Source organism: Niveispirillum sp. FG148, from assembly GCF_057809655.1.
Genome location: NZ_JBMDKJ010000004.1, coordinates 183,028 through 204,752, shown reverse-complemented (window position 1 = coordinate 204,752; position 21,725 = coordinate 183,028). Strand labels below are relative to the sequence as shown.

Sequence of the window (21,725 nt, the reverse complement as noted above, 5' to 3'; positions counted from 1 at the left end):
ATATCCATATGGTTGCTGAACCGGACAGCATCATGCCCGTCGGCGCCGATGTCCCGGCAGCCCGAAAGCGTCAGATCGCAGCCGCGATCCGGTGCAGGATGATCCGTGCCGCTGTTTCCAGCCGGTCTGCCGGCATCCCGGTCCGGTACCCGTGATGGTCGGGTTTCAACTGTTCGGGAAAGGGCGGCACATGGATGAAGCCCGCCGGCAGCGTCGGCCGGGCATGGCGCATCCCGAAGAACAGATGGTTGCAGATATAGCCGCCGGCATCACGGCTGGTCTTGGTGGCGAAGCCGCCGGCTTCCAGATCATCAATGATGGCATCCAGCGGCAGCGACGACCAGTAGCCCATGGGGCCGGCGGGATCGATCGGCTGGTTGCGCCGGACCGTACCATCATTATCGGGGGCGGTGGCGTCGTCCAGATTGAGCGCCAGCCGTTCGGGCCGGATGACATCCGTATCATAGGCCAGACCGAACATGACCACGGCATCCGGCCGGAGGTCGTCTACGGCCGCCAGCAATGCCGGCACGGCCCCGGTGAAGGTGACGGGTAGTTGCACCCCGACAATGGATGCCTCGCCGACCAGGGCGCCGTTCACCTGCCCCGCCAGCCACGCCGTCGGGTTGATGGCGTGGTCCAGAAAGGGCGCGAAGCCCGTGACCAGGATGCGGGCCATGGGACGGCTCAGACGCCCAGGTCCGACAGGGAAGCCATAAGGTCGCGCGGCTGCGCCAGCCCGGCATGCGACTGGTCGGCGGCCCCGATCACCAGCAACCGGTCGGCCGTCGCCGACACGCCCAGACGCTGGCCATAGGCGGCCATGTCATCGCGCGACGGCAGGGCATCGATGCTGCCATGGCCATAGACCAGCACGGGCAGGACGCGGGTCCCGGCCTGCTGCTGTTCGACCAGGGCGGCCGCGGCCAGCAGCGCACGCCAGCAGGGTGTGCGCACGGCAGCCGGCTTGTCACCGTCGGCAGCGGCGCGCATTTCCGCCCCGCCGGCGCCCAAGGTCCAGGTGCGGCCGCACAGATCCTCCGTCGCCAGCAGGGCGACGATGGGCGTGGCCCCCTTGGCATGGGTGGCAACAGCGACGATACCCGAGCCCTTGGCCATAACGGGCGTCCGTACGGTCTGGTCAAAACGCCGCGACAGGGTGGAAAGCACCGCCTCCACCGTCTGGGCCAGCGCCGCATCACCGGACGGCTGGGCCAGACGCGACCAGGCGCCGAACACCAGGGCGGCAACATCATCCAGCGCATCGGCCGGGGCGGCCGTCGCGGCCGGCACGCCGGGCATCACTGCCGGGCGGCTTTCCAGCGCGGCCAGACGGCGCGACAGATCGGCCAGGGCCGGCGCCGGATCGGCAATGGCGGGTGCGGCCGGTGCCGGGGCCGGCGCGCCTTCCAGCGCAGCCAGACGGCGGTCCAGGGCTGCCACAAGCGGACCCAGATCAGCCGGCGGTTCGGCAGTCGGCACCACCGCCTCTGTCTGTGTCGGTACCGCCACCGGGACCGGAGCGGCCGTCGGGGTGCCGGACAGGGCCCGCAGGTCGGTGCGGATGTCCCGCACATCCAGTTGCAGATCGCGAACGGCGCCAACGACGCGCATCAGGCTTTCATGCACCTGCCCGATGATGATGTTCATCTGGTCCTGGCCGACAAAGCCACCCGTGGGCATGGGCAGATTGGGCGTATCGCCCTGGGCCATGGACTGGCGCGCTGCGGCGATCCAGCTTTCCAGACCGGCCACACGGTTCAGCAGGTCCGCCGCCGTCTTGGCGACGCGATCCAGTTCCTCCGGATAGCGGGTGACCTGCTGGCTGACGACACCGGTCAGATGGGCCAGCCGCTCGCGCAGTTCCTGGATGCTGCCGCCCAGCGCGTTGATCTTCATCGTCTCCGGCAACTGCACGACCGCCGAATGCATGGCCGCCAGATCGGAGCGGAAGTCACGCAGCCGCGACCCGACATGCAGCGCCAGATCACGGACGATGGTTTCGGCATAGTCGAAGGGATCGACCGATTCCTGGACCTGGCCGACCAGGGGCGCCCCCCTGTCCGTGGGCTCCACCGGCAGACGCTCGTCGGTGGTGTCGGTGGACGGCATGCTCATGGGGCGGCCTCGCTGGAGGAGAGAGTGTCGTTCAGGGAGGCCAGCAGGCGGGCGCGGCGCGCCTCTGCATCCTGACGGCCCAAGCGGGGAACGGCGGTGGCGCCAGCCGCAGGTGCGGGCGGGCGATGGGCCGGCGGCGGCGGCACGGGGGCCGTCTCATCGTCGGCATCCGGTGCCGGCACCTGCGGATTGGATGCCACGCTGTCAGCGGACAGGGGCGGCAGAGGCACGCTGATCGGTTCGATCGCCGGCGGCTGTTCGGTGGCGCGCGGCGGCTGGATCGGCGTACCACCGGTGGCCAGGCTGGCAACCGCGCCGGTGGTCGGCGGCGCGGCAGGGGCCGGGGTCGCCGGTGCCGTGAAGCCGGGACCGGTTGACGCGGCCGCCACCGGCGCCGTCGCGGTCGGCGCAACCGGGATGGCCGGGCTGCTGGACGAAGCGACGGGGGCGCTGACGGCAGGTGCCATCGCGGCCGGGGGGGGCATCGCCACCGGCGGGACACCCGGACCTGGCCGGGGCTGCAGAGAGGTCAGCGGCGGCAGGATCGGTCCCTTGGGCACGACCAGCGGATTGGCCCGGTTGACCGGTTCCGGAATGGCACCACCGGCCAGATCGGTCAGCAGCTTGCGCAGGGCAGCCACCTTGGCGCCCTTCATGGTTTCGGTGCGCGCCTGGGCCCGCTGAATCAGGCCCGGTTCCGCCGACAATTGCAGGAAATTCACCTGATCGATCGTCAGGCTTTCCAGCCGCCAGGTCAGATCATCGATCATGTCCTGGCCGCCGACGAACTTGCCCAGCGCCTCAATCGTCGCGGTGACCACGGTGGCGTCGCGCACGGCGCGGGAGGAAAAGACAGGGCCGTTCACGGCCGGTCCCGGCAGGGCTTCCAGGCTGGATAGCGGCAGTTCCGGTTCCGGCAGGGGCTGGACGGGTTCGGGAGCGACGTCGATCCGCACCTCCTCCGCCGGTGGTGGCGGTGGGGATGCGGGGGCCGCGGGCCGTGCCGGGTCAGGAATGATGCCGGTCAGACGGCGCAGAAGGGAGCCAAGCATCTCAATCTCCGCCATCCCCGGTCGAGGATGGGACCATATTGCCGGCGCTGCCCATGGTGGTGGCTGCGCCCCGACATTCCGACGCCACTACGCAATCGATCCACATGTTCCGGGTTTACTCCGGCCAGAACAATCTTTTGCCATTATCGTTAGCACGTTCGGCATCGCCGATGCAATTTCGCACCGGGCCCGACCTTAATATCCCCTTGGCACCACAATTTCCTCCCATCTTACCGATGCCAAGCGTGAAATGTTGCCAATTCGGAGACGGGCGGTGCATGCTGGTATTCTGCGTGTAGATTGATCCAGCGCAATTGGGTTCGCACCGCAACGCAATATTAACGTAATGCGGACTAGTGTTGCGCCGTCCAAGTCGGTTCCGGCATCCACTTTTGGAAAGTCCGTCGTCGCTGATCCCAGCTTCTGGTGTTTCGTCCTGATGCTCATGCCCCCCGTCCCTGGATGGTTCGACCATCCACCGATTGATCGGACCGCCGTTGGCGGCGTGGCGGAGCGCATGGATCATATCCAGCCCCATGGCTGGCTGATGGTGCTGGACCCGCGCAGCCGGGTTCTGTTGCAGGCGGGGGCAAACCTGCCGGGCCTGCTGGACATGCCGTTGCAAGATGCCCTTGGCCGACCGCTGGCGGAACTGTTGGGGCCGGTGGCCGCTCGCGCCCTTGATCGGGCCTTGAGCCAGGCAGGGTCGGATGCCTTCGGGCCAATGCCCCTGCGGATGGGGCGGGACGGTACCCGCCGCCGCCTGATCGCCCACGGGCACCGTGATCCGGCGGGCCTGATCCTGGAAATTGAGAATGCACCGCAGGCGGGCGATGCCGGCCTGACCACGGCCGGCTTCGGGACCGCCATCCGGCGTTATCGGCATGTCAGCGACCTGCACGGGCTGGCCAGGGCCGTCACGCATGATCTGCGGCGACTGACCGGTTATGAACGCGTGGTGATGCTGCGCGCCGCCGAACGCCCGGAGCCGGTGATCCTGGCGCTGGATACGGCGCCAGGCATCCCGGAAGGCCTGGAAGCCGGGTTCGCCCTTCCCCGCTCGGCCGAACGCATGCTGCTGTCGCTGAACCGGGCGCGCGTGGCACTGGACATGGGGGCCCCGCCGGTTCCTGTGCTGCCGGAGGTCAATCCGCTGACGGCGGGACCGGTCATGTTGAACCAGGCGATCCTGCGCCATCCCACCCGCGGCTTCATCGAACGCGCCGATGCGCGCGGCGTCCGCGGGGTCATGGTACTGAGCCTGCAGGTGGCCGGCCGGCTGTGGGGCTATCTTTGGTGCGAAAGTGCGCGCCCCCGCTCCATCACGCCCCCTGTGAGAGCCTTGTGCGAAGGGCTGGGGGAAATCGTCGCCGCACAGATCGCCGTGTTCGAGGAGCGGGAGGTCACCGCCGCCCGCACCCGGGCCGCCCGTGCCCTGGCCCGTCTGGGTCGGCATCTGCGGGAGGTGACGGATCTGGGGGACGGCCTGCAGGCCGCGCGCACCGATCTGGCGGAGATTGTGCCGCATGACGGCCTAGTCGTGGCCATCGACGGCACCGACTGGCACCAGGGCACGGGCCGGCCGCTGTCGCACTGGCTGGGGCTGCTGGAAAGCGACCAGGTCCTGCGGCGGGAAGGGATTGCCTGGGGTCCCGGCCTGCTGGGCGTGTCCGTGCCCGATGGCCATGTCATCCTGCTGCGCAATGACAAGGACCGCGAATGGACCGCGGCCGAGCTGGAGGCGGGGCAGGAGCTGCACCATCTGCTGGCCGAGCGCCAGGCCGAGATCTATCGCCGGCGGACGGAACAGCAGCTGCACGTCATGGCCCATTTCGACCGGGTCACGGGTCTGCCCAACCGGGCGCACCTGCTGCGCGCGCTGGAACAGGCGCTGGGCGTGGACAGTGACGCCGCCGTCACGGTCATCGGCCTGGACCGGTTCCGCGCCATGAAGGCCGCCTTGGGCGAAGCGGATGCCGATGCCCTGCTGGCCGCCGTGGCCCGTCGGCTGCGCGACTGTGTGCAGCCAGGCGACCTGCTGGCCCGCATCGACACGGGCGAATTCGCCGTGCTGTCGCTGGAGGATGGGGCGGAACGGGCCGAACAGCTTTCCTATGCCGTGCGTGACGCCTTGCGCTCCCCCCTGGCCGTGGCGGGGCGGGAGATGTTCGTGACGGCCAGCCTTGGCGTCGTGCCCAGCACGGATGATGCCAGGGAAGCATCGGCCATGCTGCGCGACGCGGAAATCGCCAGCGCCGAGGCGGAATCGTCCGGCGGTGGCGGCCGCCGCGTCTTCGATGCGGAGATGCGGGCGCGCCTGACGGAGCGTCACGTCATCTATGACCGGCTGCGGCAGGCCATCTATTTCAATAATGGTGTGCGCCCGGTCTATCAGCCCATCCTGCGGCTGGAAGATGGCGAGCTGGCCGGGTTCGAGGCGCTGGCCCGCTGGACGGACCCCGACCATGGCCCCATCCCGCCATCGACCTTTGTCAGCGTGGCGGAGGAAACTGGCCTGATCGTGCCGCTGGGCAACCATATCCTGGTCCAGGCCTGTCGGCAGATCGCGAAATGGAACCGGGGGCGGGAGGACAATCCGCTCTATATCTCCGTCAACCTGTCGCCCTATCAGTTGGACCCGTCACGCCTGGACATCGTGCGCTGGGTGTCGGGTGTTCTGGAAATGACGGAATGCAAGCCGGAATGGCTGCAGCTGGAAATCACCGAAAGCGGCCTGATCGGCCAGGGGGGCGCTGCGATTGCCATCCTGACGGGCCTGCGCGACCTGGGCATCGGGCTGGCCATTGATGATTTCGGCACGGGCTATTCCTCGCTGGCCTATTTGCAGAACCTGCCCGTCAACACGGTCAAGATCGACCGCAGCTTCGTCAATGGCATGGTCGAATCCGACAAGGGGGCGGCGCTGGTCAGCGCCATTCTGCATATTGCCGGCATCATGGATTTCGGCGTCGTGGCCGAGGGCGTGGAGACCGAGGAGCAGGCGGCCCTGCTGCGGCAGATGGGCTGTGACCGCGGGCAGGGATATCTGTTCGCCAAGCCGCTGGAGGCCGATACGGCCATGGCCATGGTCCGCCACGCGCTGACCCTGCCGCACCGGCTGGATGGCGAAGTGCGGCAATTACGCGCCGGCCACTGGCACGGCTGAGGGACGGCCGCCGCCCCGGATGCCGGAAATTCACGCCGGACTTGTCCTTCGTCAATTCGTGGAGCAAATCAGCGCAGGCGGTGCGCCGGCCGGTGTGAAACCATGATGGCGCGTGCTACATAGGGGCCATTATGCATCGTTTCGCCAATCCCGCCCGCTTCCTGCGCCTGGCCGCCCTGGTCCTGCCCTGGGTTTCGGCCCTGTCCGCCATCCTGTTCGCCGCCGGCCTGTATCTGGCCCTGATCGCCAGTCCCGGCGACTATCAGCAGGGCGATACCGTGCGCATCATGTATGTGCATGTCCCCGCCGCCTGGATGAGCATGTTCACCTATACCAGCATGGCCGTGGCTGCGGCCTGCGCCCTGGTCTGGCGCCATCCGCTGGCGGAGGTCTATGCCCGCGCCGCCGCGCCCGTCGGGGCCGGTTTCACCCTGCTCTGCCTGGTCACGGGCAGCCTGTGGGGGCAGCCGATGTGGGGCACCTGGTGGGTGTGGGACGCACGCCTGACCTCGGTCCTGATCCTGTTCTTCCTCTATCTGGGCTATATGGCCCTGGTGGATGCCTTTGACGATCCGGCGCGCGGCAACCGCGCCGGCTGCATCCTGCTGCTGGTGGGTGTGGTCAATGTGCCCATCATCAAATTCTCCGTCGACTGGTGGAACACGCTGCACCAGCCGGCCAGCGTGATACGCATGGGCGGGCCCACCATCGACGGCACGATGCTGTGGCCGCTGCTGCTGCTGGCCGGCGCCTTCCAGACCTATTTCATCGCCATCGTCATCCTGCGCATCCGTGCGGAACTGGCGGAACGCAAGATCCAGACCCTGCGTCTGGCCCAGGCAAGCGGGGTGTGACCAAATGGCCGGGTTTTTCCAGATGGGCGGTTACGCCATCTATGTCTGGTCCAGCTATGGCCTGGCGCTGCTGATCCTGGTGGGTCTGCTGATCGCCAGCCTGTCGGCCCTGCGCCGCAAGGAACGCCTGCTGCGGACGCTGGAGGAAAATCTGCCACGCCGCCGTCGGCGCGCGGCCGGGGAGGATACGCCATGATGACGCGCAAGAAGCGTCGGCTTTACATGCTGCTGCTGGGCCTGATCGGGCTGGGCACAGCCACGGCCCTGACGCTGACCGCCTTTGACGAGAATGTGGCCTTCTTCTTCTCCCCCTCCGACCTGACGACCAAGCCGCCGGGCGACCGGCTGGTGCGTGTCGGCGGGCTGGTGGAAGGCGGCAGCGTGACGAAGCTGGATGACGGCACCACCACCAATTTCACCATCACCGACACGGCGCACAGCGTGAAGGTCACCTATGCCAAGGCCCTGCCCGACCTGTTCCGTGAAGGTCAGGGCGTGCTGGTGGAAGGCCGCCTGCGCCCCGACGGCATGTTCGTGGCCAGCGAGGTGCTGGCCAAGCATGACGAGAAATATATGCCCAAGGAAGTGGCCGACGCCCTGAAGAAATCCGGCCAGTTCCGCCCGGAACTGCCGGGCAAGCCGGTTTATGGGAACGAGGGCAAGTGAACTCGCCGGTGGTCGCCGACATCTGACTTTTTCCTTGGTGCCAGGGACGGTGACGATGTTCCGATTCTTCACTCTCTCCCGTCACCCCGGCGAAAGCCGGGGCCCAGTGCGAGGCGCGGTTAGCGCCGGGATGACTCATGTCGCGGCCGACGCCGCTCTGCGCTGGGCCCCGGCTTTCGCCGGGGTGACGATAAGGAAGTGATGGATGTGGTATGGTCCGGCCAGCGCACGACTGAGCCAACAGTGAGACGAGCATGATCCCCGAGATCGGACATTACGCCCTGGTGCTGGCCCTGCTGCTGGCCGTGCTGCAATCGGTGCTGCCGCTGGCCGGAGCCGTGCGGCGCGATGCCGCCTGGATGGAGGCGGGGCGCATGGCGGCCTTTGCCCAGATCGGGGCCATTTCCATCGCCTTCACCGCCCTGATGTATGCCCATGTCGTCTCCGACTTCACGGTGCTGAACGTCGTGAACAACAGCCACAGCCAGAAGCCCATGCTGTACAAGGTGGCGGGCGTCTGGGGCAATCATGAAGGGTCCATGGTGCTGTGGGTGTTCATGCTGGGCCTGTTCGGTGCCGCCGTGGCCGGTTTCGGCCGCAACATCCCGCCCACGCTGAAGGCCCGAGTGCTGGGCGTGCAGGGGTTGATCGGGGTCGGGTTCCTGCTGTTCATCCTGCTGACCAGCAATCCCTTCATCCGCGTGCCCATGCCGCCGGTCGACGGCAATGATCTGAACCCGCTGTTGCAGGACCCGGGTCTGGCTTTCCATCCGCCCTTCCTCTATCTGGGCTATGTCGGTTTCTCGGTCGCGTTCAGTTTCGCCGTCGCCGCCCTGATCGAAGGACGGGTTGATCCGGCCTGGGGCCGCTGGGTGCGGCCCTGGACCCTGGCGGCCTGGTCGTCGCTGACGCTGGGCATCGCCATGGGGTCCTGGTGGGCCTATTACGAACTGGGCTGGGGCGGCTGGTGGTTCTGGGACCCCGTGGAAAACGCCTCCCTGATGCCCTGGCTGGCTGGCACGGCCCTGCTGCATTCGGCCATCGTCGTGGAAAAGCGCGATGCGCTGAAGACCTGGACCATTCTGCTGGCCGTGCTCACCTTCTCCCTGTCGCTGCTGGGCACCTTCCTGGTGCGGTCGGGCGTCCTGACATCCGTCCATGCCTTCGCCGTCGATCCGGCGCGCGGCGTGGCCGTGCTGGCCCTGCTGGGGCTGGCCACGGGCGGAGCGCTGCTTCTGTTCGCGCTGCGGGCGCATGTGCTGAAGGTGGGCGGCCTGTTCGCCCCGGTCAGCCGGGAGGGCGCGCTGGTCCTGAACAACCTGCTGCTGTCGGTGGCGGCGGCTGTCGTGCTGATCGGCACGCTGATGCCGCTGCTGCTGGACGCGTTCGGGCACAAGATTTCGGTCGGCGCCCCCTATTTCAACTTCATTACCCCGTTCCTGGCCATCCCGCTGGTGCTGGTCATGGCGGTCGGCCCCTTCCTGCCCTGGAAGCGGGCGGACCTGCCGGGCATCCTGGGCCGGCTGTGGGGGGCGGCCATCCTGACGGCTGTGGCCGTGCTGGTCGCCCTGTGGCTGGCGGGGCTGAAGCCCGTCATGGCCCTGGTCGGCATCGCCATGGCCGCCTGGGCCGGGTTCGGCGCCCTGTGGGAAGTGGCCGACCGGGTGAAGCTGTTCCGCATTCCGCTGGCCGACAGCCTGTCACGCGCCAGGGGCCTGCCGCTGGGTGCCTGGGGCACGTCGGTGGCCCATGCCGGCCTGGGCATCGCCATCGCCGGCATGGTCGGCACCAGCTTCTGGCTGGCCGAAGATGTGCGCGTCATGGGCCTGGGCGACAAGGCCACCATCGCCGGCTACACCCTGACGCTGGACAAGGTGGAAAAGCTGCGGGTCGAGAATTACGAGACGGAGATGGGCACTTTCACCGTACGCGGCGGCAAGGGCGACCTGATCGCCACGCTGCATCCGGAACGGCGCTGGTATCCTGTAGCCCGCATGCAGACGACGGAAGCCGCCATCCACACCACCTTCTATTCCGATCTCTACGCCGTGCTGGGTGAGCCCAATCCTGACGGCCGGACCTGGGTCGTGCGGCTTTATCACCATCCGCTGGTGCCCTGGATCTGGATCGGGTCCCTGACCATGGTGCTGGGCGGTCTGCTCAGCCTGTCCGACCGCCGGTTGCGGGTGGGGGTGCCCGCCCGCAAGGCCGCATCCCTTCCCCCCAATCTGCAAGCCGCCGAGTAAGCGTCCATGAGCACCGCCACCCGTCACCGCCTGTTGCTGCTGCTGCCGCTGCTCGTCTTCCTGATCCTGGGCGGCTATTTCGCGCTGGGCCTGACCAAAGACCCGTCCAAGCTGCCCTCCATGCTGATCGACAAGCCCGTACCGACCTTCAGCCTGCCGGGACTGGCGGACGGCGATCCGGGCCTGGCCAGCGCGGAACTGACCGGTAAGGTGCGGCTGGTCAATGTCTTTGCCAGCTGGTGCGCGCCCTGCCGCGTCGAACACCCGCTGCTGATGCGGCTGGCCAAGGAGGAAGGGATCGTCCTCCACGGCATCAATTACAAGGACAAGCCCGAGGCGGCGAAGGCCTTCCTGGACCAGATGGGCAATCCCTTCACCTCCATCGGGTCCGACCGTGACGGACGCGTGGGCATCGATTTCGGCGTCTATGGCGTGCCGGAAACCTATGTCATCGACAAGGCCGGCCGCGTCCGCTACCGCCATGTCGGCCCGCTGATGCCGTTTGACCTGGACGAGAAGATATTGCCGATGATCCGGGAGCTGTCGAAATGAGGGAAGTTGTGCGTTCCCTCAGGCGCTGGGCGGGCGTCCTCGCCACCCTGGCCCTGACCGCCGCCCTGTCCCTGCCGGCCTTTGCCGTGCTGCCGAACGAGAAGCTGTCGGACCCCGTGCTGGAAGGCCGGGCGCGGGAGATTTCCAAGGAACTGCGCTGTCTGGTCTGTCAGAACCAGTCCATTGACGACAGCAATGCCGATCTGGCCCGCGATCTGCGCGTGCTGGTGCGCGAACGGCTGGTGGCGGGCGACAGCAATGAACAGGTCATTGCCTATATCCATGACCGATACGGGGATTTCGTGCTGCTGCGGCCGCCGGTGACGGGTTACACAGCCCTGCTCTGGGGCGGACCATTCGCGCTGCTGGCCCTGGCCGGGGTGGGCACGGCCCTTTATCTGCGCCAGCGCCGGCGTGAGGTGGAAACGCTGCCCGCCGCATCCCTGTCGGATGCGGAAGAGGCGAAGTTGCAGGCCCTGTTGGCCGGGGACAAGCCGGAGGATGGGCGATGATCGTGTTTTGGCTGGTTGCAGCCCTGCTGACGGCGCTGGCCATCCTGCCGCTGCTGCGCGCGCTGCTGCGCCCGGCCCCGCCGCCGGAAGGGGCGGCCGGCTTCGCCCGCGGCGTCTATGCCGCCCAGGTGGCCGAAATCGACCGCGACAAGGCGCGCGGCATCCTGACCGGGGATCAGGCCCGCGCCGCCCGTGCCGAGGTGGGCCGCCGCCTGCTGAATGCCGCGGCGGAGGCAGAGAAGGCGGCCGCCGGCGCGGCCCCGGCCAAGGCTGCGACGCGTACAGCGCTGGCCGTGACCCTGCTGCTGCCGCTGGCGGCCATGGCCATCTATCTGCCGCTGGGCCACCCCACCCTGCGCTCCCAGCCCTTTGCCGAACGGCAGCCGGAAGAAAGCGTACCGCCTGAAGTACTGGCCGCCGTCGCCAAGCTGGAGAAGGCCCTGACCCAGAACCCGGACGATCTGGGCGGCTGGGGCCTGCTGGCGCAAAGCTATTCGGCCATGGGTCGCATCGATGATGCGGCCAAGGCCTGGCGGCAGGTGCTGCGCCTGTCGCCCGACGATGCCAGCGTCAAGGCCGCCTTGGCCGAGGCCCTGACCATGGCCGCCGACGGTGTGGTGGGGGAGGAGGCGGTGCGCCTGTTCACCGATGCCGTGGCCGCCGACCCGATGGATGCCCGCGCCCGCTATTATCTGGGCGTGGCACGTCAGCAGGCCGGCGATATCCGCGGTGCCATCGACCGCTGGGCAGCATTGGTCGGCGACAGCCCGGCCGACGCGCCCTGGCTGCCCACCGTGCGCAGCAGCATCGCCGATGCGGCCAAGAGCGTGGGTCTGGACCCCGCCGCCGTGACGCCGGCACCCAAGCCTCCGGCCAATCCCACCCCCAAGGCGCCGCCCATGGCGGCCGGCGGTGGTGGCGGCGCGGGCGCCCCGGCCCTGTCGCCCGAACAGATGCAGGCAATGGCCGGGATGGGTGCGGAACAGCAGCAGGCCACCATCGCCACCATGGTCGACGGGCTGGAAGCCAAGTTGAAGGACAATCCCGGCGACGCCGATGGCTGGCTGCGTCTGGCCCGGGCGCGAGAGGTGCAGGGCAACCCGGATGCCGCGCGCGAGGCCCTGCGCGGCGCCACCCGCGCCGATCCCAGCCGCCTGCAGGCCTGGCTGGAACTGTCGCGCCTGACGGCCCCCGATGATGCCCAGACGACGGGCAGCGCCGAATTCATCGGCGCCATGGCCCGCGTGCTAGACTTGGCGCCCGACAATCCGCAGGCGCTTTATTACCTGGGCCAGCAGGCCGCGAACGAGGGCAAGAAGGACCGGGCGCGGGAGCTGTGGGGCCGGCTGATGCAGCAGCTTCCCGCCGACGCGCCGCAGCGGCCGGAGATGCAGCGGCGGCTGGATGCGTTGAAGTAGGGGCGGCCATGCCGGAAACCCGCGCTGTCCGGCGCGGATTTCCGGCCATATCCTGTCGTCCCTGCCGCGACCCCCGGATCATCATGCGCCGCCACGACCGCCCCTCCGGCTCCCACGACCCCAACCGGAAGCAGGCCAAGCACCTGACTGACGGGCAGGTGCTGCGCCAGCTTGTCCCCTATCTCTGGCCAGCGGGGCAGACGGGGATCAAGGTCCGGGTGGTGGCAGCATTGCTGTTCCTGGCGGCGGCCAAGGGCGCCAATGTCTCCGTCCCCGTCTGGTACAAGGGCGCCATCGACGCGCTGACGGCGGGTGGCAACAGCCTGACCACCAACGCCGCTCTTGCCATTCCTGTCGGCTTCATCCTGGCCTACGGCCTGGCGCGCGTGCTGTCGCTGGCCTTCGGGGAATTGCGCGACGCCATTTTCGAACGGGTCAGTCAGCGGGCCATGCGCGTGGCGGCGCTGAACGTTTTCCAGCATCTGCATGCCCTGTCGCTGCGCTTCCATCTGGAGCGGCAGACGGGCGGCCTGTCCCGCGTGGTGGAACGCGGGACCAAGGCCATCGACAGCCTGCTGGGCACGTCCCTGTTCAATGTCCTGCCCACCCTGCTGGAAATCCTGCTGGTGACGGGCATTCTCTGGCATCTGTTCGATATCCGCTTCGCCGCCGTCACCTTTGGCACGGTGGCGGGCTATATCTGGTACACGATCACCGTCACCAACTGGCGCACGCGCATCCGCCGCGACATGCTGGACGCCGACAGCCGGGCCAGCGCCAAGGCCATCGACAGCCTGTTGAACTACGAAACGGTCAAGTATTTCGGCAACGAGGCGTTCGAGGCCGGCCGTTACGACAAGGCCCTGCGCGCGTACGAGGATGCGGCGGTCCGCACCCAGTCCTCCCTGTCGCTGCTGAATGTCGGTCAGGGGATCATCATCGCGTCGGGCGTGGTGGCCGTCATGTGGATGGCGGGCGACGGCATCGTCAAGGGCACGCTGACCCTGGGCGATTTCGTGCTGGTGAACACCTATCTTCTGCAGCTTTACCAGCCGCTGAACATTTTCGGCTTCGTCTATCGCGGCATCAAGGAATCGCTGAACGAGATGGAGCGCATGTTCGAACTGCTCTCCGTCAACCGCGAGGTGCAGGATGCGCCCGATGCCCGCCCCTTGGTGACGCGCGGCGGGGAGGTGCGGTTCGAGACGGTGGAATTCGCCTATGATGCCCGCCGCCCCATCCTGAAGGGGCTGGATTTCACGGTCCAGGCCGGGCACACGGTGGCCGTGGTCGGCCCCACGGGTGCGGGCAAATCCACCCTGTCGCGCCTGCTCTACCGGTTCTACGACACGACGGCGGGCCGTGTTCTGATCGATGGGCAGGATCTGCGCACGGTGACGCAGGCATCGCTGCGGGCGGCCATCGGCATCGTTCCGCAGGACACCGTGCTGTTCAACGACAGCATCCGCTACAACATCGCCTATGGCCGCCCGGGTGCCAGCCAGGCGGAGCTGGAGCGCGTGGCGGATGCCGCCCAGATCCTTGATTTCATCAAGGGCCTGCCCGATGGCTGGGACACGATGGTGGGCGAACGCGGCCTGAAACTGTCGGGCGGGGAAAAGCAGCGCGTGGCCATCGCCCGTACCCTGCTGAAGGACCCGCCCATCCTGATCCTGGACGAGGCGACATCGGCGCTGGACACCCATACGGAGCGGGAAATCCAGGCCGCCCTGGGCGACGCGGCGCGCGGCCGCACCACCCTGGTCATCGCCCACCGCCTGTCGACCGTGGTCGACGCCGACGAGATCATCGTGCTGGATGGCGGCCGCATCGTCGAACGCGGCAGCCATCTGGCCCTGCTGGCCAAGGGCGGCGCCTATGCCGCCCTGTGGGCCAAGCAGCAGGAAAGCGCGCTGGTGTAGCCCCCCCTTACGCCGACAGCGCGCTGGGTTCCGCCATCATGTGGCGTTCGGACGTCAGCACCTGGCGGACCAGGGGCTGGGCGCGCAGGCAGCGGGCGATATAGTCGCTTTCATCACGGGTCAGGGTGCGGACCTGCACATCCACATGCAGGCAATCCTCCGCCTCGAACAGGCGCGACTGAACAGAAGCGGGGATCAGCCCTCGCTTGGCGAAGAATTCCAGCACGCGCGGCAGGCTGGCCGGGTCGGGCTCGGCCAGCACGGCGAAGCAGGCCGTGCGGTTGGGATCGGTGGGACGGGCCTCGGCGGGCGGCGGGGTCAAGGCGACGACTTTCATGGCGATCACTCCGCGGCGACGGCGGGATGCGCCGTTTTGGAGGCGCCGCGCATTTCGGGGCCCACCGACAGCCGGTCCAGATCGGCCCGGACCAGACAGCGCGACAGCACGCCCACGGGGTCGGCCATCGCCTCCTCCCGCTCGCCCGGCACCAGCATGGCGAAGGCCCGGGTGGTACGGGCGGCGCGGAGTGCTGCATCCACCGCCTCCTCCAGCCCGACCCCGGGTAGCCGCTGCCACGGCACGGGCGTAATCACACCACCGGCCGCCCGGTGAACGGCAAGCGCAATCTGCGCGCCGGTCGCCTGGTCACGATAGACGGTCAGGCTGGCGGGATGGTCAACGGCGGTGGTCATGGCTGGCTCCGGTCTGGGTGAAGCCGCATTTGTGCGGTGCGCAAACCATAGGGCAAAGGCCGGGGCATTTCTTTGCAAGTTTTGTCCAGACGCCGTAAGTTGTGCATGTTTAATGCAAGATGGCGCGCATTGGAGAATTCATCATGCAGAAGCCCCTGGATGCCCTGGATTGGCGCATTCTGGATCAGTTGCAAAAGGACGGCTCGGCGACGGCGGCGGAGGTGGCGGAAAAGGTCGGCCTGAGCCAGAGCCCCTGCTGGCGCCGCATCCAGCGGCTGGAGGAGGATGGTGTCATCAAGCGCCGCGTGGCGCTTCTGGACCGCAAGGCCATCGGCCTGAACGTCCTGATCTTCAGCCATGTGAAGCTGGAGGCGCATAGCGGCGACCTGCTGGACGATTTCCGCCAGAAGATCCGGCAGATCGCGGAAGTGCAGGAATGTTTCGTGCTGATGGGGCAGGTGGATTTCCTGCTGCGCATCGTCACCAAGGATATCGAGGCCTACGAGGCGCTGTTCTTCGAGAAGCTGTCGAAGCTGCCGGGCGTGCGCGAAATCAACAGCATGATCTCGGTCTCCACCGTGAAGGAGACGACGGAGCTGCCGCTGCCGGGGATGGCGTAAACCCTTGTACTGATCAATGCAGCCCTCAGGCGCCGGGCGCCGCCATCCGGCGGCTTGGCTTCACGCGACCATGGGGTCGCGGGCGCTCAATGCGCCAACCAAGCTACGATGAGTTTCACTCACCGCAGCTTGGTATTAGCCCATGCCCGTCAGCCGGCCGGGGGCGGGTTGCAACCGCATCAGCCGGTCGGGTTCGGACGCGAACCAGACCTGGCTGCCCCAGGCCAGTGACGGCAGGGCCTTTTTCACCTCTGCCCGGTCACGGTCCAGAAAGGCGGTGATGCAGGCCACGCGTGACGGGTCGAATCCGCCTTCGGCCGCGATTTCCAGAAAGGCGCGGGCACGCTGTTCGGTGACGGGGCCGTCGGTCGCCACCACCTCCACGAAGACCAGCATCAGGTCGGCGGCGCTGCGCCCGCGGTCCAGCAGGATGATGTCGGGCAGGGTGCGGTCGGGCGTGATGCGCAGGCGCAGCCGCTTGATCCAGCCTTCATCGCGGGCGGCAACCTTGGCCGCACTTTCCGACAGCCACAGCACCACGGGGTCGGTCAGAAAGCGGGGGGCGAAATCCTGCACCACGGCCTGGGCGATGCGGCTGCTGGGGCCGGGGGCCAGCAGGCGGGTCTCCCCATTGGGGAAGCGGACCAGCACGTCGCCCCCGTCCCGGTCGGTGGACCCGCGCAGGGACACAATGCGGGCCAGTGCCATGGGGTTCAGCGTGGCGTCGGCCCAGGCCCGTGCCGCCGCCGTCAAGGCATCGCCCTTCAAGGCCGGGTCGAACAGGGCGGCAAAGCCGGCCGACAGGGCATAGCGCGGCTTGGATGATGTCGTGGGTATGCCCGGCCGCTCGGTGACGGCGCCATTGGGGATCAATCCCTGACGGATCACCTCATCGCGAACCTGCTCGCGGCTATTGTCCTGATACCAGCGTTCGCCCGTGGCCCGCGGGGCCCTGGCGTAATCGGCGCGGGCGGCATCATCGGCCGCGAACAGCATGCGCGTATCGCCCATCCGCACCACATGCACGGGGTTCAGCCAGATATCCGCCCCTTCGACAGCACCGATATACAGGAACGCGGCCACGGTGGCGGCGGCCGCATCGCGCACGCATTTATCGCGTTCGGGCGTACCTTCGGGGAAGGCCAGCCGCAGGCGGCGCAACACCTCCTTACGGTCCAGCAGCTTGGGCAGGCTGCTCATCCACCGATCCCATACAGCCGGTCCGCCGCCAGATCCAGCCGCTCACGCGATGCACCGGTGGCCACCAGGGACGCCAGTTCCTTCAGCGCGTCCGGATGCGGCAGGGGCAGCGCCTCCAGTTCATAGGCCGACACGGCCACGGAACCGGAAATGCAGCGGAAGGCACGATCGGCCGCCCGGCTGTTCAGGAAGGCGGCCAGCACGGCGGGGCTGACGGCCGGCGGCCGATCGGACAAGGGCAGCAGCATGTTCAGATGGTTTTCCACCGTCACCCCGCGCGGATGCCGGGCCAGGAAGCTGTCCGGCATTTCGGCCGCGATCAGGCGGCGGGCCTGCTCCTTGGCCGTCGTCCGCTGCAACAGCACGCAAGGAAGGCGGGTCAGCAGCCATTCATCGCGGCGCGCGGCGGGGTGGAACCAGGGCTTGTGGTTGGTCTTTTCACAGCGATAGGTGAAGCGCCCGTCGGGTGTGACGCTTTCGGCCCAGACCAGGGGCACGGCGCCCCTTCCGGCCTTGTCGGCAATCTGCGGCTTGTAGCGGTTCCAGACCAGGGGGCCCGTGGCCACGCGATAGCCCCAGTCGGCCAGCCGGCTGTCCAAGGTGCGCAACCGCGTGGCCAACCCCGTCTCGCTGGCATGGCGGGGCAATATCCAGGGGGCCGTCGGTTCCGCCGGCAGGGTGAAGGACCCCGACGGCAGGACGTCAAGCCCGCCATCCCCGCCCGCCCGGATCATGTTGACCAGGGCGCGGACCGGCCGCCGCTTGCGCCCGCCCGTCCGGCGATATGTCGCCAGCACCGTCTCCTGCAACACATTGTCGAACACGCCCTTGCGTTCATCGACAAAATCCAGGGACAGGGGCGGCGCCAGATCGGTCAGGGTGCGGCGCAGATGCTTGAAATAATCCCCCGCCAGAAAGGAGGACGGGGTCAGGAAGGCGATCAGCCCGCCCGGTGCGGCAAAACGCACGGCCAGATCCATGAACAATCCATAGAGATTGGCATGGCCATACAGGCTGCGCGCGAAGCGGGCGCGCGTGTCGGGCGCCAGGGTCAGGCGCCCATAGGGCGGGTTGCCGATGACCAGATCGGCATCCGCCACCTCCGGCACCAGCAGGGCATCGGCCGCGCGGCAGGGGGACAGGCGCTGGCCCGTGACCCGCAGCAGCGGCAGCAACGCCGCCTCCACCATCACACAGGATATCCAGGCAGCGACGGGGTCCAGTTCCAGCCCGCGCAGCCGCGTGGCGATGGACCGCACGGCCAGTGCCGGCTCCACCCCCTTGGCGGCGGCGGCCATGCGCAGGGCCGCAGGCACCAGAAAGGCACCACAGCCCGCTGCCGGGTCCAGCACACGGGCCGCGGCCCAATCGACCCCGCCCTGATCCGCCAGTTCGACCAGCCGTTCGGCCAATGCGGGGGGCGTGTAATAGACGCCGTGGCGCGCCCGCTCCTCCCCCGGCATCAGACCGGCATGCAGGGCACCGATCCGATCGGCCGCAACGGCCACGGGCAGGCCAGCCAGTTCGCATCCATAGGTGCGGGCGGCGGCAGCCACATGCGTGTCCAGCGTCATCGGCCCCCGCGGCGGCGGCGGGGGGGCCAGGCCCAGACCCGTGTCCAGCGCCTGCCACCAGGCGCGTACCACGGTCTGCACCAGGGTCACCCGCTGCTGGCGCTGTTGCGCCGACAGGGCGGCCAACAGCAACGCCCCCGAATCGGGGGCGGTGGTGACAGCCGTTCGGACGGCAGACGACGGGCGGACGGGGCGGGCCAAGGCGTTCAGGCAGGGCGGGTGGACAAGGATGTTCTATGATCGTTCAGGGGCCAGGGCGACGCAAGCGCCTTTCACCCCGGCGGCAAAGGCAGATGCCCCTGTGCTTCAGGAGGTGCCGTCGACGGTCAGCCACAAGCCCGGCTCCGCCAGCGGGGTGTCCGGCGGCAATGTCGGGTTGGGCAGGTGGATGACGGTGGCGTCGTGGAACCGTTCCAGCGGGAAGGCACCGCGCGTCGACGGATGGGTCGACAGCATGCGACGCAGCGACCCGTCGGCCAGCATGGCGCGCAAGCCCGTCTCCAGCCGTCTGGCCAGTTCGGGCCGCGCGGGAGAGACGAAGAAATAGACGGGCATGGGATAGGCGATGACCAGCCGGTCGAACACCACCAGCCCTGGCCCACCGTAGACGGTGAACTCCTCCGCCACCTCTGACACGCCGCGGGCGAAGTAGTCGCAGCGGCCAGCCCGCAGCATGGCGTAAAGCTGATCGAAATGCACATGCGCGACCTGGGGCAGACCGGACGCGGCCAGCACATCGGCATCGGGCCATTGCGCGCCCTGACAGGCCGTGAAGTGCCTCAGATCCTCGACATTGCGCACCCGGGCGAAGTCCGCTGCCCGGTCGACGCGGATGATCGGCACGCGCTGCCCGATCAGGCCCATATCAATGGGAATGCGCACGGCCAGGGCATCCCGTTCCCGCTCCGCATTGGTGCCGATCCAGCTGACATCGATCCGCCCGGCCTTCAGTTCGGCCAGCAACCGCCCCTGGGACAGCTTGTCCGTGACAGGGATTACGGTCACGGGACCAAAGGCGGGTTCTGTCAACGCCAGCAGGCGCCGGAACAGGTCATGGAAATAATCCGGCCGCTGCTGTTCCCCCGCACCGCGCCAGTCGGAGACGCGGATGGTCGTGGGTTCCGGCGTCCCGGCGCTGGCCGGAACCATCCATGCCCAGACGATGGACAGAAACAGAAATAGGGACCACAGCCCCCGCATCATCTTCCCCCGGCGACCGCGCGCGTCCCGATTCCTCTAGGAAACACATGAAAGGGGGGGATGCAAGCGGAAGGGGATCACCCTTCCAGCATGCGCCGCAGCAGTTCCACATCCTCGGCAAAGGCGGGATCGGTGCCGCACAGTTCATCGACCTTGCGCACGGCGTGCATGACCGTGGTGTGGTCGCGGTCGCCGAACTTGCGGCCGATCTCCGGCAGGGACCGCTGGGTCAGCTGCTTGGCCAGATACATGGCCACCTGGCGCGGGCGGGCCACGGCGCGGGCGCGGCGGGCACTGCTCATGTCGGCCAGGCGGATGTTGAAATGTTCCGCGACCTTCTTCTGGATCTCTTCGATGGTCACGCGCCGGTTGCTGGCGCGCAGCAGATCGTGCAGCACGTCCTGCGCCGATTCCAGGGTGATGGCGCGGCCCACCAGTTCGGCATGGGCGACGATGCGGTTCAGCGCCCCTTCCAGCTCACGCACATTGCTGGTGATCTTATGGGCCAGGAATTCCAGGACCTTGGGCGGTACCTTGGCGCCGATGCGGTCAGCCTTCTGGCCCAGGATGCCCAGGCGCAGCTCATAGGTCGTGGGATGGATGTCGGCCACCAGACCCCAGCCCAGACGCGAGCGCAGCCGTTCTTCCATCCCTTCCAGATCCGACGGGCTCTTGTCGGCGCTGATGATGACCTGGCGGTTCTGATCCACCAGGGCGTTGAAGGTGTGGAAGAATTCTTCCTGCGTGCTGTCCTTGCCGCTGATGAACTGCACATCGTCGATCATCAGCACGTCGACCGACCGGAACTGCTCCTTGAAGGCCATCGTGTCCTTGAAGCGCAGCGCCCGGATGAACTGGTACATGAACTTTTCGGCCGACAGATAGATGACGCGGCGCGACGGGTCCTTTTTGCGGATGGCCCAGGCGATGGCATGCATCAGGTGCGTCTTGCCCAGCCCGACCCCGCCATAAAGGAACAGCGGGTTGAAGGGCACGGCCTGCGCGTCGGCCACACGGCGGGCGGCGGCAAAAGCCAGTTCGTTGGGCTTGCCGACGACGAAATTCTCAAAGGTGAAGCGGGGGTCCAGCGGAGCCGACATCTCGTCGGTGCGATCCTCCGTCACCGTCAGGGACGGGGTCGGCTCGATCACCAGCTCAGCCACGGGCTCGACCCGGGTCGGGGCGGTCGCAGGGACCGTGGGCGCATCATTCGCGGCGGCAGCGGGATCGGGCCGGGAGGCACTGGCCACCACGATCTCCACCGTCTGCACGCCCGGATTCTCGCCGGAGAACAGCGCGCGGATGCGGTCGGCATAATGGGTGCGAATCCAGTCGCGCATGAAGCGCGTGGGCACCAGGATGCGCAGTTGCCCGCCATCCAGGGAGCCGACGGTCAAGGGCTTCAGCCAGGACCGATAGGCGGTCTCGCCCACCTCGTCCTTCAACCGGCCCCGCACCCGCGCCCACTGTTGGTCCAGCGAACCCTGCACCGACATTCGATCGTTGCTCCTGCCCCAAGGCTCAACCGCACTTCTTCCGCAACGCGGAAGAATGGATCATGCAAGAATATATCGCCGCACGGACCGAACGACTGGCCGCAGGTCGAACATCGACCTGTCCCGGCGCGATCACCAACCCGGCAGCACCAACGAACCCGTTCCGGGGTACCAATCGTCCCCTCGATCGGTACCAGACAGATTCTGCTGCACCAGCCGCTCCGTCCTCGTTGTTGCACCCTTATTGTGGGTAATACGGACGGTAGCGGAAACACAAAACCATGACGCTGGGTGTTCCCTGGCGGGATACTCCCTTCGTACAGGTGTGTTTTCAAGAAATGGCAGTATGCCGGCGGAGCCGGAATTAGGACGCTTCTTGGCGTCCATTGCCGCCGACACCCCGTTGGACTGTCATCCAATGGCGTCGTCGCCCCGT

Annotated in this window: 19 protein-coding genes; 10 read left to right on the top strand and 9 right to left on the bottom strand. The window is 67.7% G+C overall.

The annotated features are described in order from the left end of the window. Positions 1-70 precede the first annotated feature (70 nt). From ACODTW_RS06305 to ACODTW_RS06295, 3 genes are read right to left on the bottom strand one after another with little or no spacing between them, the layout of a single operon-like run. A complete protein-coding gene (locus ACODTW_RS06305) occupies positions 71-679 on the bottom strand; it encodes a pyroglutamyl-peptidase I (RefSeq protein WP_488945105.1) in 609 nt (202 codons plus the stop codon). Positions 680-687: 8 nt separating this feature from the next. After that, positions 688-2,118: a hypothetical protein gene (locus ACODTW_RS06300; protein ID WP_488945104.1), complete on the bottom strand. Its 1,431-nt coding sequence runs from the start codon at positions 2,116-2,118 to the stop codon at positions 688-690. After that, the gene (locus ACODTW_RS06295; RefSeq protein WP_488945103.1) at positions 2,115-3,170 is read right to left on the bottom strand and encodes a hypothetical protein; all 1,056 of its coding nucleotides are present in this window, start codon (positions 3,168-3,170) and stop codon (positions 2,115-2,117) included. Before ACODTW_RS06295 ends, ACODTW_RS06300 begins: the two co-directional genes overlap by 4 nt. A 439-nt stretch (positions 3,171-3,609) precedes the next feature. Between ACODTW_RS06295 and ACODTW_RS06290 the strand changes: the two genes are divergently transcribed. The 9 genes from ACODTW_RS06290 to ACODTW_RS06250 all read left to right on the top strand — a co-directional run bounded on the left by ACODTW_RS06290 (position 3,610) and on the right by ACODTW_RS06250 (position 14,506). Continuing rightward, the gene (locus tag ACODTW_RS06290) at positions 3,610-6,336 is read left to right on the top strand and encodes an EAL domain-containing protein (protein ID WP_488945102.1); all 2,727 of its coding nucleotides are present in this window, start codon (positions 3,610-3,612) and stop codon (positions 6,334-6,336) included. Positions 6,337-6,467: 131 nt separating this feature from the next. Beyond that, positions 6,468-7,190 (top strand): heme ABC transporter permease, encoded by a 723-nt coding sequence (locus ACODTW_RS06285; RefSeq protein ID WP_488945101.1) that lies wholly within the window; start codon positions 6,468-6,470, stop codon positions 7,188-7,190. Between the two features lie 4 nt (positions 7,191-7,194). Continuing rightward, on the top strand, positions 7,195-7,386 hold the full coding sequence (gene ccmD, locus ACODTW_RS06280) for a heme exporter protein CcmD (RefSeq protein ID WP_488945100.1): 192 nt from the start codon (positions 7,195-7,197) through the stop codon (positions 7,384-7,386). Then, positions 7,386-7,856, top strand: a complete 471-nt coding sequence (ccmE, locus tag ACODTW_RS06275; protein WP_488945239.1) for a cytochrome c maturation protein CcmE — start codon at positions 7,386-7,388, stop codon at positions 7,854-7,856. Before ccmD ends, ccmE begins: the two co-directional genes overlap by 1 nt. A gap of 254 nt (positions 7,857-8,110) precedes the next feature. After that, entirely contained in the window at positions 8,111-10,102 is a 1,992-nt protein-coding gene (locus ACODTW_RS06270; RefSeq protein ID WP_488945099.1) for a heme lyase CcmF/NrfE family subunit, read from the top strand. Positions 10,103-10,108: 6 nt separating this feature from the next. Beyond that, positions 10,109-10,654 carry a DsbE family thiol:disulfide interchange protein gene (locus ACODTW_RS06265; RefSeq protein WP_488945098.1) on the top strand — a complete coding sequence of 182 codons (546 nt, stop codon included), beginning with the start codon at positions 10,109-10,111 and terminating at the stop codon, positions 10,652-10,654. Continuing rightward, entirely contained in the window at positions 10,651-11,166 is a 516-nt protein-coding gene (locus tag ACODTW_RS06260) for a cytochrome c-type biogenesis protein (protein WP_488945097.1), read from the top strand. The genes ACODTW_RS06265 and ACODTW_RS06260 overlap by 4 nt, the downstream gene beginning before the upstream one ends. Further along, the gene (gene ccmI, locus ACODTW_RS06255) at positions 11,163-12,584 is read left to right on the top strand and encodes a c-type cytochrome biogenesis protein CcmI (RefSeq protein WP_488945096.1); all 1,422 of its coding nucleotides are present in this window, start codon (positions 11,163-11,165) and stop codon (positions 12,582-12,584) included. Before ACODTW_RS06260 ends, ccmI begins: the two co-directional genes overlap by 4 nt. Before the next feature lie 83 nt (positions 12,585-12,667). Beyond that, positions 12,668-14,506 carry an ABCB family ABC transporter ATP-binding protein/permease gene (locus ACODTW_RS06250; protein ID WP_488945095.1) on the top strand — a complete coding sequence of 613 codons (1,839 nt, stop codon included), beginning with the start codon at positions 12,668-12,670 and terminating at the stop codon, positions 14,504-14,506. Positions 14,507-14,513: 7 nt separating this feature from the next. Here the strand turns inward: ACODTW_RS06250 and ACODTW_RS06245 are convergent, their stop codons facing one another. Together ACODTW_RS06245 and ACODTW_RS06240 are read right to left on the bottom strand one after the other, a co-directional pair. Then, positions 14,514-14,843, bottom strand: coding sequence for a hypothetical protein (locus ACODTW_RS06245; RefSeq protein ID WP_488945094.1), 330 nt, complete (start codon positions 14,841-14,843; stop codon positions 14,514-14,516). Positions 14,844-14,848: 5 nt separating this feature from the next. Next, complete coding sequence (locus ACODTW_RS06240; RefSeq protein WP_488945093.1) at positions 14,849-15,199, bottom strand: hypothetical protein; 351 nt, start codon at positions 15,197-15,199, stop codon at positions 14,849-14,851. Positions 15,200-15,342: 143 nt separating this feature from the next. Between ACODTW_RS06240 and ACODTW_RS06235 the strand changes: the two genes are divergently transcribed. After that, positions 15,343-15,819 (top strand): Lrp/AsnC family transcriptional regulator, encoded by a 477-nt coding sequence (locus ACODTW_RS06235; protein WP_488945092.1) that lies wholly within the window; start codon positions 15,343-15,345, stop codon positions 15,817-15,819. A gap of 135 nt (positions 15,820-15,954) precedes the next feature. Here the strand turns inward: ACODTW_RS06235 and ACODTW_RS06230 are convergent, their stop codons facing one another. The 4 genes from ACODTW_RS06230 to dnaA form a co-directional block, all read right to left on the bottom strand. Further along, entirely contained in the window at positions 15,955-17,019 is a 1,065-nt protein-coding gene (locus tag ACODTW_RS06230; protein ID WP_488945091.1) for a BsuBI/PstI family type II restriction endonuclease, read from the bottom strand. Beyond that, positions 17,016-18,719, bottom strand: a complete 1,704-nt coding sequence (locus ACODTW_RS06225; RefSeq protein ID WP_488945090.1) for an Eco57I restriction-modification methylase domain-containing protein — start codon at positions 18,717-18,719, stop codon at positions 17,016-17,018. Before ACODTW_RS06225 ends, ACODTW_RS06230 begins: the two co-directional genes overlap by 4 nt. A gap of 180 nt (positions 18,720-18,899) precedes the next feature. Then, the gene (locus ACODTW_RS06220) at positions 18,900-19,796 is read right to left on the bottom strand and encodes a substrate-binding periplasmic protein (protein WP_488945089.1); all 897 of its coding nucleotides are present in this window, start codon (positions 19,794-19,796) and stop codon (positions 18,900-18,902) included. A gap of 74 nt (positions 19,797-19,870) precedes the next feature. Then, entirely contained in the window at positions 19,871-21,289 is a 1,419-nt protein-coding gene (gene dnaA, locus ACODTW_RS06215) for a chromosomal replication initiator protein DnaA (protein WP_488945088.1), read from the bottom strand. Positions 21,290-21,725 lie beyond the last annotated feature (436 nt).

Excerpts from the sequence above, each read along its gene's own strand:
- ACODTW_RS06305 (WP_488945105.1), bottom strand. The coding sequence starts at position 679 with ATGGCCCGCATCCTGGTCACGGGCTTCGCGCCCTTTCTGGACCACGCC.
- ACODTW_RS06300 (WP_488945104.1), bottom strand. The coding sequence starts at position 2,118 with ATGAGCATGCCGTCCACCGACACCACCGACGAGCGTCTGCCGGTGGAG.
- ACODTW_RS06295 (WP_488945103.1), bottom strand. The coding sequence starts at position 3,170 with ATGCTTGGCTCCCTTCTGCGCCGTCTGACCGGCATCATTCCTGACCCG.
- ACODTW_RS06290 (WP_488945102.1), top strand. The coding sequence starts at position 3,610 with ATGCTCATGCCCCCCGTCCCTGGATGGTTCGACCATCCACCGATTGAT.
- ACODTW_RS06285 (WP_488945101.1), top strand. The coding sequence starts at position 6,468 with ATGCATCGTTTCGCCAATCCCGCCCGCTTCCTGCGCCTGGCCGCCCTG.
- ccmD (WP_488945100.1), top strand. The coding sequence starts at position 7,195 with ATGGCCGGGTTTTTCCAGATGGGCGGTTACGCCATCTATGTCTGGTCC.
- ccmE (WP_488945239.1), top strand. The coding sequence starts at position 7,386 with ATGACGCGCAAGAAGCGTCGGCTTTACATGCTGCTGCTGGGCCTGATC.
- ACODTW_RS06270 (WP_488945099.1), top strand. The coding sequence starts at position 8,111 with ATGATCCCCGAGATCGGACATTACGCCCTGGTGCTGGCCCTGCTGCTG.
- ACODTW_RS06265 (WP_488945098.1), top strand. The coding sequence starts at position 10,109 with ATGAGCACCGCCACCCGTCACCGCCTGTTGCTGCTGCTGCCGCTGCTC.
- ACODTW_RS06260 (WP_488945097.1), top strand. The coding sequence starts at position 10,651 with ATGAGGGAAGTTGTGCGTTCCCTCAGGCGCTGGGCGGGCGTCCTCGCC.
- ccmI (WP_488945096.1), top strand. The coding sequence starts at position 11,163 with ATGATCGTGTTTTGGCTGGTTGCAGCCCTGCTGACGGCGCTGGCCATC.
- ACODTW_RS06250 (WP_488945095.1), top strand. The coding sequence starts at position 12,668 with ATGCGCCGCCACGACCGCCCCTCCGGCTCCCACGACCCCAACCGGAAG.
- ACODTW_RS06245 (WP_488945094.1), bottom strand. The coding sequence starts at position 14,843 with ATGAAAGTCGTCGCCTTGACCCCGCCGCCCGCCGAGGCCCGTCCCACC.
- ACODTW_RS06240 (WP_488945093.1), bottom strand. The coding sequence starts at position 15,199 with ATGACCACCGCCGTTGACCATCCCGCCAGCCTGACCGTCTATCGTGAC.
- ACODTW_RS06235 (WP_488945092.1), top strand. The coding sequence starts at position 15,343 with ATGCAGAAGCCCCTGGATGCCCTGGATTGGCGCATTCTGGATCAGTTG.
- ACODTW_RS06230 (WP_488945091.1), bottom strand. The coding sequence starts at position 17,019 with ATGAGCAGCCTGCCCAAGCTGCTGGACCGTAAGGAGGTGTTGCGCCGC.
- ACODTW_RS06220 (WP_488945089.1), bottom strand. The coding sequence starts at position 19,796 with ATGATGCGGGGGCTGTGGTCCCTATTTCTGTTTCTGTCCATCGTCTGG.
- dnaA (WP_488945088.1), bottom strand. The coding sequence starts at position 21,289 with ATGTCGGTGCAGGGTTCGCTGGACCAACAGTGGGCGCGGGTGCGGGGC.